This window comes from Hyalangium versicolor (genome assembly GCF_020103695.1).
Taxonomy (GTDB): domain Bacteria; phylum Myxococcota; class Myxococcia; order Myxococcales; family Myxococcaceae; genus Hyalangium; species Hyalangium versicolor.
Map to the genome: position 1 here is coordinate 1 of NZ_JAHXBF010000056.1, position 15201 is coordinate 15201.

A 15201-nucleotide genomic window follows, 5' to 3' on the forward strand; every position below is an offset into this window, starting at 1 on the left:
AGTACAACCGCCTCTTCGCCCACCCGTTCACTTGGTCCTGGACTCGCTCCAAGATGCACGCATGGATGGACCGACACCGGTCCTGACTATGTTGAAAAACTTGTCGGACACTCCACTAGCCAGCACCCGGTAAACCCGAGAATCCAACAGGGCAGGGGGCTGCTGGCCACCATTGAACGTGAGCACGGCTCGCCAGCGCTTCGAGATTGCTCCCTGAGACGCGCCGTGAAACTCAGGATCCGTCTTGCTCGGGAGGCAGATCATGCAGAAGCGGCAGCTCGGCAACTCGGACCTTTCCCTCTCCCCCATCGGCTTTGGCGCCTGGGCCATCGGCGGAGGCGGCTGGGCCTATGCGTGGGGCCCCCAGGATGACCACCAGTCCCTCCGCTCCATCCGGCGCGCGCTCGATCTGGGCGTCAACTGGATCGACACCGCCGCGGTCTACGGCCTGGGCCACTCAGAGGAGGTCGTCGCCAGGGCCCTGGAGGGCCGCTCGGGCCGCCCGTACCTCTTCACCAAGTGCGGCATGGTCTGGGACTCGAACGGCCAGGTCAGCCACAACCTCAGCGCGGACTCCATCCGCCGCGAGTGCGAGGCGAGCCTCCGCCGCCTCAAGGTGGACGTGATCGATCTCTACCAGATCCACCATCCACTGGAGCGCGACTCACTCGAGGGAATCGAGGAGGGCTGGACGGCCATGGCCGAGCTCCAGCGCCAGGGCAAGGTGCGCTGGATCGGTGTGTCCAACTTCAACGTGAAGCAACTCGAGTTTGCCCACCGCATCGCGCCCATCACTTCGCTGCAGCCGCCGTACTCGCTCATTCACCGCGACATCGAGCCGGAGGTGCTCCCGTTCTGCGAGAAGAACGGCATTGGCGTCATCGTCTACTCGCCCATGGCTTCGGGGCTGCTGACGGGCGCGATGACTCGCGAGCGCGTGGCCAGCTTCCCGCCGGACGACTGGCGGCGCCGAAGCCAGGACTTCCAAGAGCCGAACCTGTCTCACACCCTGTCGCTCGTGGAGCAGTTGCGGCGGATGGGCGCCCGGCACGGACGCTCGCCCGCGGAAGTGGCCATCGCGTGGACGATGCGACGCTCCGCCGTCACCGCTGCCATCGTTGGGGCTCGCAGCCCCGAGCAGGTGGAGGGCTTCATCGGCGCCATGGACTTCCAGCTCACTCCCGCCGAGCAGCAGGAGATCGAGGACTTCATCCACCAGCAGCAGTCCACCGGCGGCGAAGCCCACATCTGAGTCTCGCCCGAAGGCCAGGGCTCAGTAGCGGATGTCCATGCACACCTTCAGCACGGTGCCCTCGGGGAGCGCCGGCGTGGTGCGCAGGTGCAGCGACAACTGGGTCCTGGCCCACAGGTTCGTCTTGAGCTCGAAGCGCAGGCGCTGGCCCGGAGTCACGTTGGCGAACTCCGTCCCGCCGCCATCGCTGGACTGGACGTAGCCCGACACGAGCGTGCCCGGGATGGGGCACTCGATCCACGCGTTGCAGTCCAGCGTGAACCCCGAGCAGTAGCGCTTCACCGCCAGGTTCGCCAGGCCACCAGGACCCAGCTTCACCTCGAACGCCATGTTGGTGCGCACGTTGGCGTGAAGCCCCGGTACGCCCAGCAACTGGCAGCGCTTGTCGGCCATGCGCGCCATCGCCTGCGCGTACAGCTCGTCCGAGATGTTTGCGATTGCCTCCGTGAAGGACACTGTCGTCACCATAAGCCCACCTCGTCTCACCCCTCCGGGATGCCGAGCTGTATGCAGTGCAACGCAAGGGCCAGGGGAATTCAGAGGGAAACACTGCGTGTCTCCGATGGGATGGCCCCGCAAGCCTGAAAAACTTGCAGGGCTGCTCCCACGACGCGCTGTAAAACACAGCAGGCCGTCTCTGGCCTCGATAGCCCGTGAAGCAGGGTCACCGTAGGGCAGGGGCACTGACAGGTCTGTACTGCTCGGGACGTAGGGGCGCGTCAGCCAATCTGCTGGAGCAGACCGATGAGCTCGCCCAGGTGGGTCAGTTGCTTGAAGCGCGGCTCGTTCACGGGCGCCTCGCTGTGCTCGTAGGCCCAGGTGGTCTCGTGCGGCACGTAGACGCCCCAGCTTCCCGCCTGGATGGCCGGCACGACGTCGGACTTGAGCGAGTTGCCCACCATCATGCTCCGGCTCGGACCGTCGCCGTAGCGCGAGAAGATGCGCTCGTAGGTGGCCACCTTCTTGTCACTGACGATCTCGACGGCGTCGAACAGCTCCCCGAGCCCGGATGCGGCCAGCTTGCGCTCCTGATCGAAGAGATCGCCCTTCGTGATCAGGATGAGTCGGTAGGAGCCCGCAAGCTGCTCGAGCGTCTCCCGGACATGCGGCAGGTTCTCGACGGGATGGCGGAGCATCTCCCGTCCTGCCTCGAGGATCTCCCGGATGACGGACGCGGAGACCTGGGCATCGGTGAGCTGGATGGCCGTCTCGATCATGGAGAGCGTGAAGCCCTTGATGCCGAAGCCGTAGTGCTGGAGGTTGCGCTTCTCGGCTTCCAGTAACTGGGCCGTGACATGGCCGGCCTCCGCGTGTCCGGACAGCAGGCTCGCGAAGCGCTCCTCCGTCAGCCGGTAGAACTGCTCGTTTTGCCAGAGCGTGTCGTCGGCGTCGAAGCCAATGGTGGTGAGGACGGAGGAGCGCGGGAGCATGGGAGGCGGCCGGGGCTGTTCGGAGAACGCCGCCGTTATAGGCGAGCGCCGTGAGCCCTCGCCAGCCGAACACGCTCCCGATTGTCTCGGTCCTCCATGCCTCGCCTACGGCGAAGGGTGCACGCGGTAGTTGATGATGTCCAGCAGCGCCTGCTTGAGGCTATACCCGTCGTCGGCGGTGTAGTACAGGCCGCCGCCCACTTCGGCGGTGTGTCTCAGCAGGTTGCTGTTGATGCCGAAGCCCACCGTGTACGTGGTGACGTGCTGCTGGCCCGTGGTGTCGAAGTCACCAATCTGCGGTGGCGTGTTCCGCTGGAGATCCTTCTCGTAGAGCATCTTGGCCACGTCATCCAGGTAGTAGATGGGGCTGTCGTCCAAGACGTTGGTGGCATTGGCGCCCTTGTCGCGAGAGGAGGCAGAGGTGCCTGACTGACAAGGCAGGGTATCCGGGCAGTACACGGGGCCGCCATTCACCGTGCGCAGCCGGTCGGCCATCTGGGCGCTCATGTTGTCGCCGCTGGGCTCTCCGTCCGTGATGAGGATGACCTTGGGCGACTGGCAGCTCCAGCACACGCTGCGGCCTGGAGAGTCGAGCGGCGGATTCAGGAACCCAGCGGGGTAGTTGTAGTTGCTGCCGAAGTTGAACTGGGTCCGATAGATGTCATCGCTCGAGGAGAAGTAGTAGCCCACGTTGAGCAGCGACCACGCCAGCGGTGTGCCCGTGTTGAACTGCAAGGTGTTGATGGCGTCGATCTGGGTCGCGCGGTAGCTGGCGAAGGCGTTGGCGTCACCGGTGAGTTCCTGGCACGAGGGGCTCTGCGGCTGGAGCAGGGTGGAGAGCGAGGGGCTGGTGTTGGGGGCGAAGATGCTGATGCCCACCCGCACCCGCTGCAGATCCTTGATGATGGATTTGAGCACCGCCTTGACGCTGACGTACTTGGGTGGATTGAAGTTGAGGAAGCGGCCCCAGAAGATGAAGTCCGGGTTTTGCAGCGGCGCGGTGTCTCGCGCGGTGGCCTCGGGCAGCTTGTAGAAACCCTTGGTGCTCAGGCACGTGAGGCACCGGGTGTAATCGGTGGTGCGGCTGGTGTTCCAGTCGGGCACCTGGGACTGGCAGGCCTGCTCCTTGGAGTCCCATTGGGACGCAGGGGTGCTCGTGTCGGTCCAGTACATGTACCCATAGAACTTGCTGTCCTGGAACAGGAGAGGGAAGCCCTGGTCCGAGCCCAATCCGGTACCCGTGTCCGTCACCGGGTAGGCCGTGGCCGGATTCCAACCGCGGTTGATCGAGAATGCATCCAGGCGCGGGTTGTCGCAGCCGTTGGTGGTGATGTTGAAGAACTCGCTGTGCTGGCTGTTGACGACCTGGAGCAACTCGCGCATGGAGCCCGAGGTGTCGATGATGAAGTGGAGGTGAGTGCTGCTGGCGAGGGAGGGCGGGGTGTTGTCTGGCAGGCACGCATTCACGGGGCCCGCATCGGGCGCTCCCGCGTCGGGCGTGCCCGCATCGGGTTCTCCCGCATCGGGCGTTCCCGCATCGGGTTCTCCCGCATCGGGCGCTCCGGCGTCCTGGAGGCCTGCGTCTGGAACTCCCGCGTCGGGCGCTCCGGCGTCCTGGAGGCCTGCATCTGGAACTCCTGAATCCGGAACTCCCGAGTCCGGAGCTCCCGCGTCTGGAACTCCTGAATCCTGCACTCCCGAGTCCGGCGGGGGGGACTCAGGCTCCTCGGAGTTGCCGCAGGCAGAGAGCGTGAGCAGAAGCGCTGGGAGGGCCGCGCGAAGAACGAGTCGTTTCATGGTTGTTTGGGACACCCATAGACCATGAGCCGTTCCCGGTCTGTACCCTCCAGATCAGGGCAAAGAACCCAGCGGTGGAAAGGATGCTTTCCATGGTGTAAAGCATCCCTGTCATGTCCTCTTGGGAACCCAACCGGGTACGGCAGGTCCGCGAAGCACGGGGGCTCTCTCAGGTGGCCCTGGCCACCTCCTCTGGCTTGACACGGCAGAGCGTGGGAGCCATCGAAGCCGGACGCTCCATGCCCGCGGTGGATGTCGCGCTGCGAATCGCCAAAGCGCTCGATTGCCGCGTCGAGGATCTCTTCGGTACGCCCTCGGAGGATGAGTCGGTCCTCACCGAGCCCGCCTCGAGCTCCATCTCGGGACGCGTCGCCATGGCCCACATCGCGGGCCGGTGGGTCTCCTATGCCCTCGATGGCGAGGGGATGCGGATCTCCGCGGATGCGCTGGCTGCGGCCTCGCATGGCAGCCGGGTCCAGGTGAGCCCTGTTCGCGCTCCTCCCGAGTCTCGCGAGAACCTCGTCGTCATGGGCTGTGCTCCAGCGCTGGGGCTGCTCGCCGACAGACTCAACTCGCGTCCCGGACCTGGGCGCTTCCTGTGGATGCCCCGGTCGAGCACGGCTGCTCTGGAGGCGCTCGCCCGCCGGCATACGCACCTGGCTGGCGTTCACCTGGTCGATCCGAAGACCGGCGACGCCAACCTGTCCGAGGTTCATCGGCTTGCAGGGGCTGAAGCCCTCGTGGTGATCACGCTCGCACGCTGGGAAGAGGGGCTCGTCACTGCGCCGAAGAATCCGAAGCGGATTCGCTCCGCGGGCGATCTGGGAAGGCGAGGCCTGAGGCTCGTGGTCCGCGAGCCAGGTTCCGGTGCACGCCGTCTCCTCGAGCGCGAGATGCGCGCGGCGGGGATCTCGCTGGAGTCCACCAGTCCCTCGCGCATCCAGGCGAATGGACATCTCGAGGTCGCGCAGGCCGTGTCCCTGGGTGCAGCCGATACGGGGGTGGCGACCCGAGACGCGGCGATCGCCTTCGGGCTCGACTTCGTACCGCTCGCCGAAGAGCGCTACGACCTGGCGCTGCCACTCGACAGCCTCGCGGATCCCCGCGTTCAACGCCTTCTCGACGTGATGACCGCGGCGCCCTTCCGCCGCGAGCTCTCCTCCCTGGGTTACGACGTCCGGTCTTGCGGCGACCGCGTCGCGGAGCTCCCTGCCGCTTGAGCCTCGAAAGCAGGCCTCGAACATGAAGAAGTTGATGGTTGGAGTGGCCACCGTTCTCACGGTGGTCTTCGTCGGCTGCGCGAGCAGCAACCCGGGCCCCTCGGATGCCGGGTCGGTCGAGCGAGGGCCGAAGGTCCTCCCGATCGAAGGGGACCCGAACGGCCTCTGGTGGGACGACGCCTCGCACACGCTCTACCTGGCGGACGACAACGGGAACCGCATCCTCCAGTGGACCGACGCGGGCGGCTTTGCCTTCGTGAAGGGATTGCCGGCGGCAGCTCCCGAGGGCGCGGGGCTGGGGCAGCTCGTGCTCACGAAGGACGGGACGATCATCGTCACGCGCTTCGGGTATGGAACGACGGGGGATGTCGTCTTCGTGCCAGCCTCGGGCGAGCCGCAGATCGTCCCCGGGCTGGATCCCACGCGGCGCCGGATTGGCCTGACGGTGACCTCTGACGGGAAGCTGTTCGACTCCTGGTTCGTGCGTCTGGCGACGGGGGCTCGGGTGGGAGCCATTGGCGAACTCTCGCTCAGTGGAACCGAGCCCGAAGTCATCACGGGTTTGAAGAAGCCGATCGGCGTCCTGGCCGTGGGGGACTCGCTGATCGTGTCGGATCAGGACCTGGGGCAGATCCTGAAGGCTCCCCGCTCGAACCCCTCCGCGTACCAGGTCCTCGCGACCGTCGCGACGCCGGATCTCCTCGCGGCGGGCCCCGATGGATCCATCTTCACGGGCAGCACCGGAGGCAACCTCTATCGCATCAGCGCGACGGGGGAGACAGCGGTCTTCTCGTCGGGCTTCCAGCAGGTTCGAGGCGTTGCCTACGATCCGACCAACCGCCGTCTCTTCGTCGCGGATCACGATGGAGACGAGAGCAACGGCGTGAGCCACGTCCTGCACATCCTGCCGGTGGACTGAGCCATGCACCGCTTCGCGCTCGTGTTTGCGCTGGCCACGGGCCCCTGGCAGCTCCCAGAAGCCCATGCGGCATCGCTGGATGTCCAGGCGCAGGAGGAGGCCCCGGTCGAGCCGAAGGGCCCGGTCGAGGCTCCGTCATCACCAGAGGCGGGCAGTTCCCTGGAGACGCTGCTCTCACGAGGGTTGGGTCTGCGGCCCACCGTGCTGACCGAGATCGACTACCGGGTCTTTCCGTCCGTTCTCGAGGGCAACTCGGGGTTCGCGCTGGCTCATTTCCGGCCGGGCGTGCTCCTGGCTCCCACGGATTGGTTCCGGGCGGTGGGGACCGTCGAGTTCGCGGGAGAGTATGCGAGCATCCTCGACGCCTTCATGGCCCTGCGAGCAACCCCGTGGGCGGAGTTCTCCATCGGGTACTCCAAGCCGCCGCTCTTTCCCTCGTTCATCTACGAGGCCGATGCCTCGCTGCCATTCCCGGATCGAGCGCCGGTGATCACGTCCTTCCAGATCCGCCGCGATCTGGGCGCGGATGTGCACTTCACGCCGAGGAGCATTCCCCTCGAGGGCTGGCTTCGCGTCGGGAATGGCACGGGCAGTGCGCTCGGCAACGACAACGCGCTGCCAGCGGGCTACGCCTCGATCGAGCTGGTCCTTGGACGTGCGTGGGTGGGGGCCGCGGCTGAGCAGAGGACGTTCGGGCTGCGCCTCGGGAGCAGTGGCTTCATCGAGAGCGCGGGAGATCGGGACGGCATCACCGGGCAGACGCCGCTGGGCTTCCTGTACTACCGGCCCATTGTCGTCTCGGGTCTGCGCGGTGTCGTCGCGGGGCATGCCATCGCGTATGCCGGGCCGCTGCGCCTCACGGTCGAAGGTGCGACCGCGCGCGAGTCCCGCTCGCGGGACGATGACGGCAACCCCGCGACCCCGCGAATCGATCTGCCGACAGTGCGCTCCCATGGGCTCACGGCTGAGGTGGCCTGGGTGCTCCAGGGGCGTCCGCGGCAGGTGGGCGTGGCACCGCGAGGAATCGCGCGCCAGGACGGCGCGTGGGGCGGTGGCGCCGTGGAGCTTGCCGCGAGGTACGACGGGCTGTGGTTGGGTCACGGAGCACGCGATGTCCGGGCCGGAGGCTCCCAGGGAGGAGCGCTCGCGCTGAAGTGGTGGCCGACGGACTTTCTCACGGCGGCGCTGGCGGGCTACGTGACGCACTATGACTTCGGCCCTGTCGAGGAGCCCGATCGCCTCTGGTCGTGGGGCGTCATTGCCCGCACGAGCTTCTTCTGGGGCAACTCCGCCCGTTGAAGCGGCGTTCGTTCACTTCCGCCAGGCGGGAGAGGCGGGGGAGAGGGCTCCCAGGTACAGCAGCGCGTCGTAGCCCCACGTCACGGCCTCGGGCGTCTCGATGACACGCGACTCCGGGCCGAAGTCCTTGCCTGAGACGGGCACGGGCCCGCAGCTCGAGCCGCACATCCACGCAGTGCCGCCGCTCGTCTCCACGAGCAGGGTCTTCAGTGCCACTCCCTGTTTCGCCAGCCGCCACACCAGCGGGCGAGGGATCTTCACCTTCCGCGAGGCGTGGATGTTGCCGACGAGGAGCACCATGGGTTCCTCCGGAGCCTCGGCGCGCTTCTGGGCGACGATGGCCGCCATGTGCGAGTCCCGGTCCTGTCCCGCCGGGTCCCCCGTGGAGGGCACGTCCATGGTCAGCAGCCGGATGTCACGGCCGGCGGTGCGCAGCCGCCGCGCCTCGCGCAGCAGCCCGAGCATGCCCTCGCTGCTCCGGCCGTCCTGGTAGTCGCGGCGCCAGAAGGGCCCTTCGAGCAGCGCGGCCTCATCGCCCGTAGTGAGGAAGGCGTCCAGGCGCGGCTGCTCGTCCCGGGGGATCTCCAGCGTCAGCCACGTGGTCTTCCCACTCGCCGACACCGCGCACACCGTCTGCGCGACGATCCGGGGAATCTCCTGGGTCCCGTGCTGCTCCCCGATCACGAGCAGTCCATCGGACATCCACCGATCGAGATCGATCAGGCTGTCTCCGCATGAGACCGTGGGCTTCGCGGGCTCAGGGGACCTGGCCGGCTTCTGGGATTCCGCGATCACTCTTGGGGATGCGGCCTCCACCGTGTCCAGCTTTGGCGGAGCGGAACGGCACGCGATGCTCTGCAGCACGGAGAAGACGATCAGGCAGAGGGTTCGAGGCATGCCGTCTTCATACCCGCAGGCCGCATAGAATGTGCCGCCCCTTCACCGAGGTTCCTCATGCGTTTCACTCTCCTGCTGTGCGTGCTCGCTTCCACCCTGGCGCAGGCACAGCAGTCCTCGATGTCCTCACCGGCGCAGTCCAGCTCGCAGCCCGAGGAATCGAGCAGCAGTGCCGCCCCAGCGGACAGCGTCCCTTCGGTGGTCAAGCTGGCCAGCCAGAAGGTCACCATCCCCGCGGCGCGCATTCCGCTCACGACACTCGATGGCAAGGAGGTCCACCTGGGCGACTTCGACGCCAAGGTGGTGGTGGTGTCGCTCTGGGGCACCATCTCGCGCGACAACTCGTTCCTCGCGCAGTTGGAGATGCTCCGACAAAGTTACAAGGGAAAGAAGGACGTGGTCATCCTCGCCATCAACGTGGACCTGCCGAGGAACGCGGATGATGTGCAGGTGATCCGCGATGTGGCGAAGGAGATGGGCGCCACCTATCCCATGCTCATCGACAAGGAGCTGAAGCTCCTGGCGCTCGTCAACGAGAAGCTCCGCCCGACCGAGATGGAGCGCAACACGTTCCTGATCCCCCGCTTCCTCCTCTTCACCCAGAAGTTCGAGAAGATGGAACAGCCCCCGATGCCCACCGCCGAGGACGAGGCCGGGCAGGTGAAGGAACTGCGCAACGAGATCGAGAAGGTGCGGCTCCGCAAAAAGTGAGTCACACGTTGGACGAAGTCCTGCCCGTTCACGCTGGGTGCGCTTCGAGGTGACGGTGAAAATGCACCCTGGAGAGAAGCCTTCCCTCGGAAGCCAACATCCGCGTCCCCTGCGCTTGCGAGTCCTGGGGTACCGGACGCAGAGTGGAGGGGATCCCAGCGCGGCATGAGCCGCGGGGAAGCCGAGGAGGAACGGGCCCTTGCCGCTGAACTTCTCCATGCTGGCGCGGAGCGCGCTGAACGATCCCGCGGGCTTCATCACGCAGGTGCGCGCACCGCTGCTCATCTGGGAGACGCCTCCCGCTCAGGCGCACCAACTGGCCTGGGTGACTCAGCCCGGCGTGGCGCCGGAGCGCTCCTCGGCCTCCGAGCCCCTCATCTTCGAGGTGCGCAAGGGCGTGCATGCGCGGCCCTCGGGCCTGGGCTTCGGCATCACCGTGGGGCGCGCGGCCAACAACGACATCATGCTGGATGACCCCACCGTGAGCCGCTTCCACGCCGCCTTCCAGCGAGAGGATCGCACCGGTGTGTGGCATCTGCACGATGCCGAGAGCCAGAACGGCACCTTCGTGGGGGACGCCCTGGTGAATGCGCGCATCCCCGCGCCGCTCGCCAGTGGAGCCCGGCTGCGGTTCGGAGAGGTGAAGGTGCTCTTCCTCCTGCCCGAGGCCTTCGCGCCCTGGGTGCGGTCCCGCTCCCGGGAGTCCTGACCGTCTCCAGCTGTCAGCGCCCGTGCACTGACAGCGGAACCACTCGGCAGAGCACCTGGGTCAGGAGGTGGAGTCGACCGGTTACTCCGTCTCCACCGGCTGCGTGTTCCTCGGGGTGGGGCGCGGGGGGCGCCAGCTCAAGGTCAGCCGGGCGTAGGGCGCGGGCCGGGTGGGGTTGTTCCCCAGGTTCAGGGGATCCCGGTGCTTGTCGAGCAGCGCGTGGTCGTTGAGCACGTCGAGCCCGATGGAGGTGTTCAGCCAGAGGCTCCCGCTGCCCAGCCGGATGTTGGCGGTGGGGGCGAAACGCAGCGAAGTGGACCGCACGTAGTACGCCCCCAGCGCGCGTCCTTCTTCTGGAAGCAGCGCGTGGAAGACCTGCTGCTCGAAGACACCGATGAGGCCCAGCTCCAGCGTGTCCCCGATCTTCCTCAGCAGGGTGAACCGGGGCACACCGAGCTCCACGATGTAGCCCTCCTTGCGATAGACGAAGCTCAGCATGGGGATGACGGGAGTGAAATCGAAGGGCCACAACGCGACGAGCCCGAAGGTGAGCTTCTTGTCGGGGTCTCCGCCGATCTTGTAGTTCGCCATGGCGTAGCCCACCCACGTGGTGTCCATGCCGGGATCGAACGAGCCTCGGAAGTCGGTGCGCGTGCTGCCGACGGCTCCCGCGATGATCAGCCACCGGGGCGTGACGGGCCGGATCAGCGAGAGCCCGAGCTGGAGGCGGTAGAAGCTGCGGCTGAGTTGGTTCTCCGGGACGTTTGCCAGGACTCCCTGCTGCTCCAGCCCGAACCGGTAGGTTTCGAATCCCAGGGATGGCAGGAGGATGGACTTGCCCAGGAAGACGGGGGGCAAGGGGAGCCGGAGATCCAGCTGCCAGCGCTCGTCGAGCTTCCCGCCCTGCGTGCCAATGGCGGTACCGCGCCCGACGGAGATGCCGATGTAAGCGCGATCCTCCGAGGTCTGTGCACACGCCGCGCTGGCGAGCAGGAGCGCGGAGGCAACCACGAGTCCGGGCACCGGGGATGACACAGCCAATTCACACCGTCCTTTCGTGTGCACGGAGAGTGTACCGCATCCGCCACTCGGGAAGTTGGGAGGTTCGCGGCGGAACGGTTGGAAACTTCTTCAGCCGTTCGCCCCGTTCCTGCCTGCCATCCCAGGACTGAAGTTGAGAGGGATCGGGAGGCGCACACATGAAGACATCTGCGAAGGAGCCAGCGGCGGAGGATCCGCCCTGGGAGGTGCCTGCGAAGCAGCGGCTCTCCCTGCGGATCAATGGGGTGGAGAAGCAGTTGGACGTGGCGCCGTGGACCACCCTGTTGGATCTGCTGCGCGAGCAACTCGGGCTCACGGGCACGAAGAAGGGCTGTGATCACGGCCAGTGCGGCGCGTGCACCGTCCTGGTGGGCGGCAAGCGCATCAACTCCTGTCTGACGCTGGCGCTCATGCAGGAAGGCCACGAGGTGACGACGATCGAGGGCCTGTCCAAGGGTGACGCGCTCCATCCGCTCCAGGAGGCCTTCATCGAGCAGGATGCGTTCCAGTGCGGCTACTGCACCCCCGGGCAGATCTGTTCGGCGATGGGGCTGCTGGCGGAGGGGCGGGCCCGGACGGAGACGGAGATCCGCGAGCTGATGAGCGGCAACCTCTGCCGCTGCGGCGCCTATCCCAACATCCTGGCCGCCATCCAACAGGCGATGGGGAAGGGCGAAGGAGGAGGGACGCCATGAACCGCTTTTCCTATATGCGCGCGGAGACCGTCCGCGAGGCCGTGGAGCTGGCCGGGAAGAACCCCACGGCCCGGTTCATCGGCGGGGGGACCAACCTCCTCGATCTGATGAAGGAGAACGTCTCTCGGCCCAGCCAGCTGATCGACATCACCCGCCTGCCCCTGAAGCAGGTGGAGGACACAGAGGCCGGCGGCCTGAGGATCGGCGCGCTCGTCACGAACTCGGAGGTGGCCTACCACGAGCAGGTGGAGCGCAGATACCCGCTGCTCTCGAAGGCCATCCTGGCCGGCGCTTCGGCGCAGCTGCGCAACATGGCGACGACGGGCGGCAACCTGCTCCAGCGCACCCGCTGTTACTACTTCTACGATGTGGGCACGCCCTGCAACAAACGCGAGCCCGGTTCGGGGTGCGGCGCGAAGGCGGGCTTCAACCGCATGCACGCGATCCTGGGCACGAGCGAGCAGTGCATCGCCACCCACCCGTCGGACATGTGCGTGGCGCTGGCGGCGCTGGAGGCCACTGTCCACGTGACGGGCAAGCACGGCGAGCGCGCGATCCCCTTCGCCGAGTTCCACCGGCTCCCCGGGAACACACCGCACGTGGACACGAACCTGCGGCCGGACGAGCTCATCACCGCCGTGGAATTGCCTCCCGAGGGCTTTGCCCGGCACCACGCCTACCTCAAGGTCCGGGATCGCGAGTCCTATGCCTTCGCGCTGGTCTCGGTGGCCGCCGCGTTGGTGCTGGAGAGAGGTCAGATCCGGACGGCGCGGATTGCCCTGGGCGGCGTGGCGCACAAGCCCTGGAGGGATCTGGAAGCCGAGGCGCGGTTGATCGGTCAGCCCGCCACGCGGGAGAACTTCCAGGCCGTGGCCGAGGCGCTCGTCCGCGGGGCGAAGGGCTCTGGCCACAACACCTTCAAGATCGAGCTGGCGAAGCGGACCGTGGTGCGCGCCCTGGCACAGGCCTCGGGGCTGGAGGAACAGCGATGACGACTCCTCTCAAGCCGCTCGGACAGCCGGTCAGCCGTGTGGATGGACGCGCCAAGGTGACGGGCGAGGCTCGGTACTCCGGTGAGTTTCAGGTCCCGGGGCTCGTCTATGGCCAGGTGGTGTCGAGCACCATCGCCCGAGGGCGCATCAAATCGATCGATGCGAGCGAGGCGCTCCGGCTGCCGGGAGTGCTGCAGGTCTTCACCCACGAGAACCGGCCTCGCCAGGCGTGGTTCGATCGGAAGTACCGGGACGATGATGCTCCGTCGGGCTCGCCCTTCCGGCCGCTGCATGATGAGAAGATCGTCTACAGCGGCCAGCCTGTGGCGCTCGTTGTTGCCGAGACGTTCGAGCTCGCCCGCTATGCGGCCACGCTCGTCAGCGTCGAGTACGATTCCCACTCCCACCAGACGGATCTGCGTTCGCAGCGCGAGAAGGCGTATGCGCCTGATCAGGGCAAGGGCGGCTTCGAGCCGCCTCCGAAGCCACGGGGCCACGCGGACAAGGCCTTGAAGAAGGCCGCTGTGCGGATCGACGCGGAATACGAGACTCCCGTCGAGCACCACAACCCGATGGAGCCGCACGCCTCCACGGTCATCTACGAGAGCAATGGCTCGCTCACCGTCTACGACAAGACGCAGGGCGTGCAGAACACGCAGACGTACGTGTCGAACGTGTTCGATCTCCCCAAGGAGCGGGTGCATGTCCGCTCGCCCTTCGTGGGGGGAGCGTTTGGCTCGGGGCTCCGGCCGCAGTACCAGCTCTTCCTGGCGGTGATGGCGGCGCTCGAGCTGAAGCGCTCGGTGCGGGTCACGCTGTCCCGAGAGCAGATGTTCACCTTCGGCCACCGCCCGACGACGTTGCAGCGGGTGGCGCTCGGAGCCGCGGCGGACGGTGCGCTCGAAGCCATCATCCACGAGGCCGTCTCCGAGACGTCCCGCTTCGAGGACTACATCGAGGTGGTCGTCAACTGGGCGGGGATGCTCTACCGGTGCAACAACGTCCGGTTCGACTACAAGCTGGCCCAGTTGGACTGCTACACGCCCGTGGACATGCGTGCGCCGGGAGCGGCCGTGGGGGTCTACGCGCTGGAGTGCGCGATGGATGAGCTGGCCCACCAGTTGGGTATGGATCCCGTCGCGCTGCGCCTGAAGAACTACACGGATCGGGACCAGAACAAGGACAAGCCCTTCTCGAGCAAGGAGCTGCGTGCCTGCTACGAGCAGGGAGCGGAGCGGTTCGGCTGGGCCCGGAGGAGCGCGGCTCCCCGCTCGATGCGCGATGGCCACCACCTCGTGGGCTGGGGTATGGCCACGGGGATCTGGGAGGCGATGCAGCAGCCCGCGAGCGCGAAGGCCGTGCTGGGCATCGACGGCAAGCTCACCGTCAGCAGCGCGACCTCCGACATTGGCACGGGCACCTATACGGTGATGACCCAGATCGCCGCGGACACGCTGGGGCTGCGCATCCAGGATGTGACGTTCCAGCTCGGGGACTCCTCGCTGCCCATGTCTCCTGTCGAGGGTGGTTCATGGACGGTGGCGTCCGTGGGCACGGCGGTGAAGGAGGTGTGCGAGAAGATCCGCGACCAGCTGTTCAAGTTCGCCAAGAAGATGAAGGGCTCTCCGTTGGGCAAGGCGAGCCTGGAGGAAGTGACCTTCGCGGACGGGAAGATCCGGCTGACGGAGGAGCCTTCCCAGGCGGTGTCGCTGGTGGAGGCCATGCGGCATGGAGGCGTCCTCAGCCTCGAGGAGAAGGTGCTGGCCACTCCGAGCGCGAAGCAGCAGGCGTACAGCCGGAGCACCCACTCCGCGGTGTTCGCGGAGGTGAAGGTGGACGAGGAGCTTGGAACGGTGCGTGTCTCGCGCGTGGTCAGCGCCATCGCGGGAGGCCGGGTCCTGAATCCGAAGACCGCGCGCAGCCAGATCATCGGCGGGGTGGTCTGGGGGATCGGGATGGCGCTGGAGGAGGAGACGGTGATCGATCAGAAGCTCGGGCGCTTCATCAACCACAACCTGGGCGAGTACCACATCCCGGTGCACGCGGATGTGAAGGGGATCGACGTCATCTTCGTGGAGGAGGAGGACACGATCGTCAACCCGCTGGGAGCCAAGGGGCTGGGAGAGATCGGCATCGTGGGCGTGGCGGCGGCCATCTCCAATGCCGTGTTCCACGCGACGGGAAGACGCGTTCGAAGCCTGCCGATCACCCTCGACAAGCTGCTGTGAGGGCTCGGCAG

Annotated in this window: 14 protein-coding genes; 9 read left to right on the top strand and 5 right to left on the bottom strand. The window is 66.7% G+C overall.

The features are described from left to right. Nucleotides 1–262: 262 nt before the first annotated feature. A complete protein-coding gene (locus KY501_RS51830; RefSeq protein ID WP_224373021.1) occupies nucleotides 263–1252 on the top strand; it encodes an aldo/keto reductase in 990 nt (329 codons plus the stop codon). Between the two features lie 21 nt (nucleotides 1253–1273). Here the strand turns inward: KY501_RS51830 and KY501_RS51835 are convergent, their stop codons facing one another. From KY501_RS51835 to KY501_RS51845, 3 genes are all read right to left on the bottom strand, one after another. Next, nucleotides 1274–1720, bottom strand: a complete 447-nt coding sequence (locus tag KY501_RS51835; RefSeq protein ID WP_224373022.1) for a hypothetical protein — start codon at nucleotides 1718–1720, stop codon at nucleotides 1274–1276. A 251-nt stretch (nucleotides 1721–1971) separates the two neighbouring features. Next, on the bottom strand, nucleotides 1972–2682 hold the full coding sequence (locus KY501_RS51840; RefSeq protein WP_224373023.1) for an HAD family hydrolase: 711 nt from the start codon (nucleotides 2680–2682) through the stop codon (nucleotides 1972–1974). A 105-nt stretch (nucleotides 2683–2787) separates the two neighbouring features. Continuing rightward, nucleotides 2788–4479 carry a vWA domain-containing protein gene (locus tag KY501_RS51845; RefSeq protein ID WP_224373049.1) on the bottom strand — a complete coding sequence of 564 codons (1692 nt, stop codon included), beginning with the start codon at nucleotides 4477–4479 and terminating at the stop codon, nucleotides 2788–2790. Between the two features lie 113 nt (nucleotides 4480–4592). Here KY501_RS51845 and KY501_RS51850 point away from each other — a divergent pair, with 113 nt between their 5' ends. The 3 genes from KY501_RS51850 to KY501_RS51860 are packed head-to-tail and all read left to right on the top strand — an operon-like array spanning nucleotide 4593 to nucleotide 7917. Further along, nucleotides 4593–5699, top strand: a complete 1107-nt coding sequence (locus tag KY501_RS51850; RefSeq protein WP_224373024.1) for an XRE family transcriptional regulator — start codon at nucleotides 4593–4595, stop codon at nucleotides 5697–5699. Between the two features lie 22 nt (nucleotides 5700–5721). Further along, complete coding sequence (locus KY501_RS51855; RefSeq protein ID WP_224373025.1) at nucleotides 5722–6618, top strand: NHL repeat-containing protein; 897 nt, start codon at nucleotides 5722–5724, stop codon at nucleotides 6616–6618. 3 nt (nucleotides 6619–6621) lie between these two features. After that, on the top strand, nucleotides 6622–7917 hold the full coding sequence (locus tag KY501_RS51860; protein WP_224373026.1) for a porin: 1296 nt from the start codon (nucleotides 6622–6624) through the stop codon (nucleotides 7915–7917). Nucleotides 7918–7929: 12 nt separating this feature from the next. On the opposite strand, the gene KY501_RS51865 is transcribed toward KY501_RS51860, so the two are convergent. Next, on the bottom strand, nucleotides 7930–8814 hold the full coding sequence (locus KY501_RS51865; protein ID WP_224373027.1) for a TraB/GumN family protein: 885 nt from the start codon (nucleotides 8812–8814) through the stop codon (nucleotides 7930–7932). Nucleotides 8815–8871: 57 nt separating this feature from the next. On the opposite strand from KY501_RS51865, the gene KY501_RS51870 reads away from it, so the two are divergent. Beyond that, nucleotides 8872–9525, top strand: a complete 654-nt coding sequence (locus tag KY501_RS51870; RefSeq protein WP_224373028.1) for a TlpA disulfide reductase family protein — start codon at nucleotides 8872–8874, stop codon at nucleotides 9523–9525. Between the two features lie 199 nt (nucleotides 9526–9724). Further along, nucleotides 9725–10234, top strand: a complete 510-nt coding sequence (locus tag KY501_RS51875; protein ID WP_224373029.1) for an FHA domain-containing protein — start codon at nucleotides 9725–9727, stop codon at nucleotides 10232–10234. Nucleotides 10235–10315: 81 nt separating this feature from the next. Here the strand turns inward: KY501_RS51875 and KY501_RS51880 are convergent, their stop codons facing one another. Continuing rightward, a complete protein-coding gene (locus KY501_RS51880; protein WP_224373030.1) occupies nucleotides 10316–11275 on the bottom strand; it encodes a hypothetical protein in 960 nt (319 codons plus the stop codon). A 158-nt stretch (nucleotides 11276–11433) separates the two neighbouring features. On the opposite strand from KY501_RS51880, the gene KY501_RS51885 reads away from it, so the two are divergent. From KY501_RS51885 to KY501_RS51895, 3 genes are read left to right on the top strand one after another with little or no spacing between them, the layout of a single operon-like run. After that, nucleotides 11434–11970 (top strand): (2Fe-2S)-binding protein, encoded by a 537-nt coding sequence (locus KY501_RS51885; protein WP_224373031.1) that lies wholly within the window; start codon nucleotides 11434–11436, stop codon nucleotides 11968–11970. Then, nucleotides 11967–12962 (top strand): FAD binding domain-containing protein, encoded by a 996-nt coding sequence (locus tag KY501_RS51890; RefSeq protein WP_224373032.1) that lies wholly within the window; start codon nucleotides 11967–11969, stop codon nucleotides 12960–12962. The genes KY501_RS51885 and KY501_RS51890 overlap by 4 nt, the downstream gene beginning before the upstream one ends. Beyond that, nucleotides 12959–15190, top strand: coding sequence for a xanthine dehydrogenase family protein molybdopterin-binding subunit (locus tag KY501_RS51895; RefSeq protein WP_224373033.1), 2232 nt, complete (start codon nucleotides 12959–12961; stop codon nucleotides 15188–15190). The genes KY501_RS51890 and KY501_RS51895 overlap by 4 nt, the downstream gene beginning before the upstream one ends. Nucleotides 15191–15201: the final 11 nt, after the last annotated feature.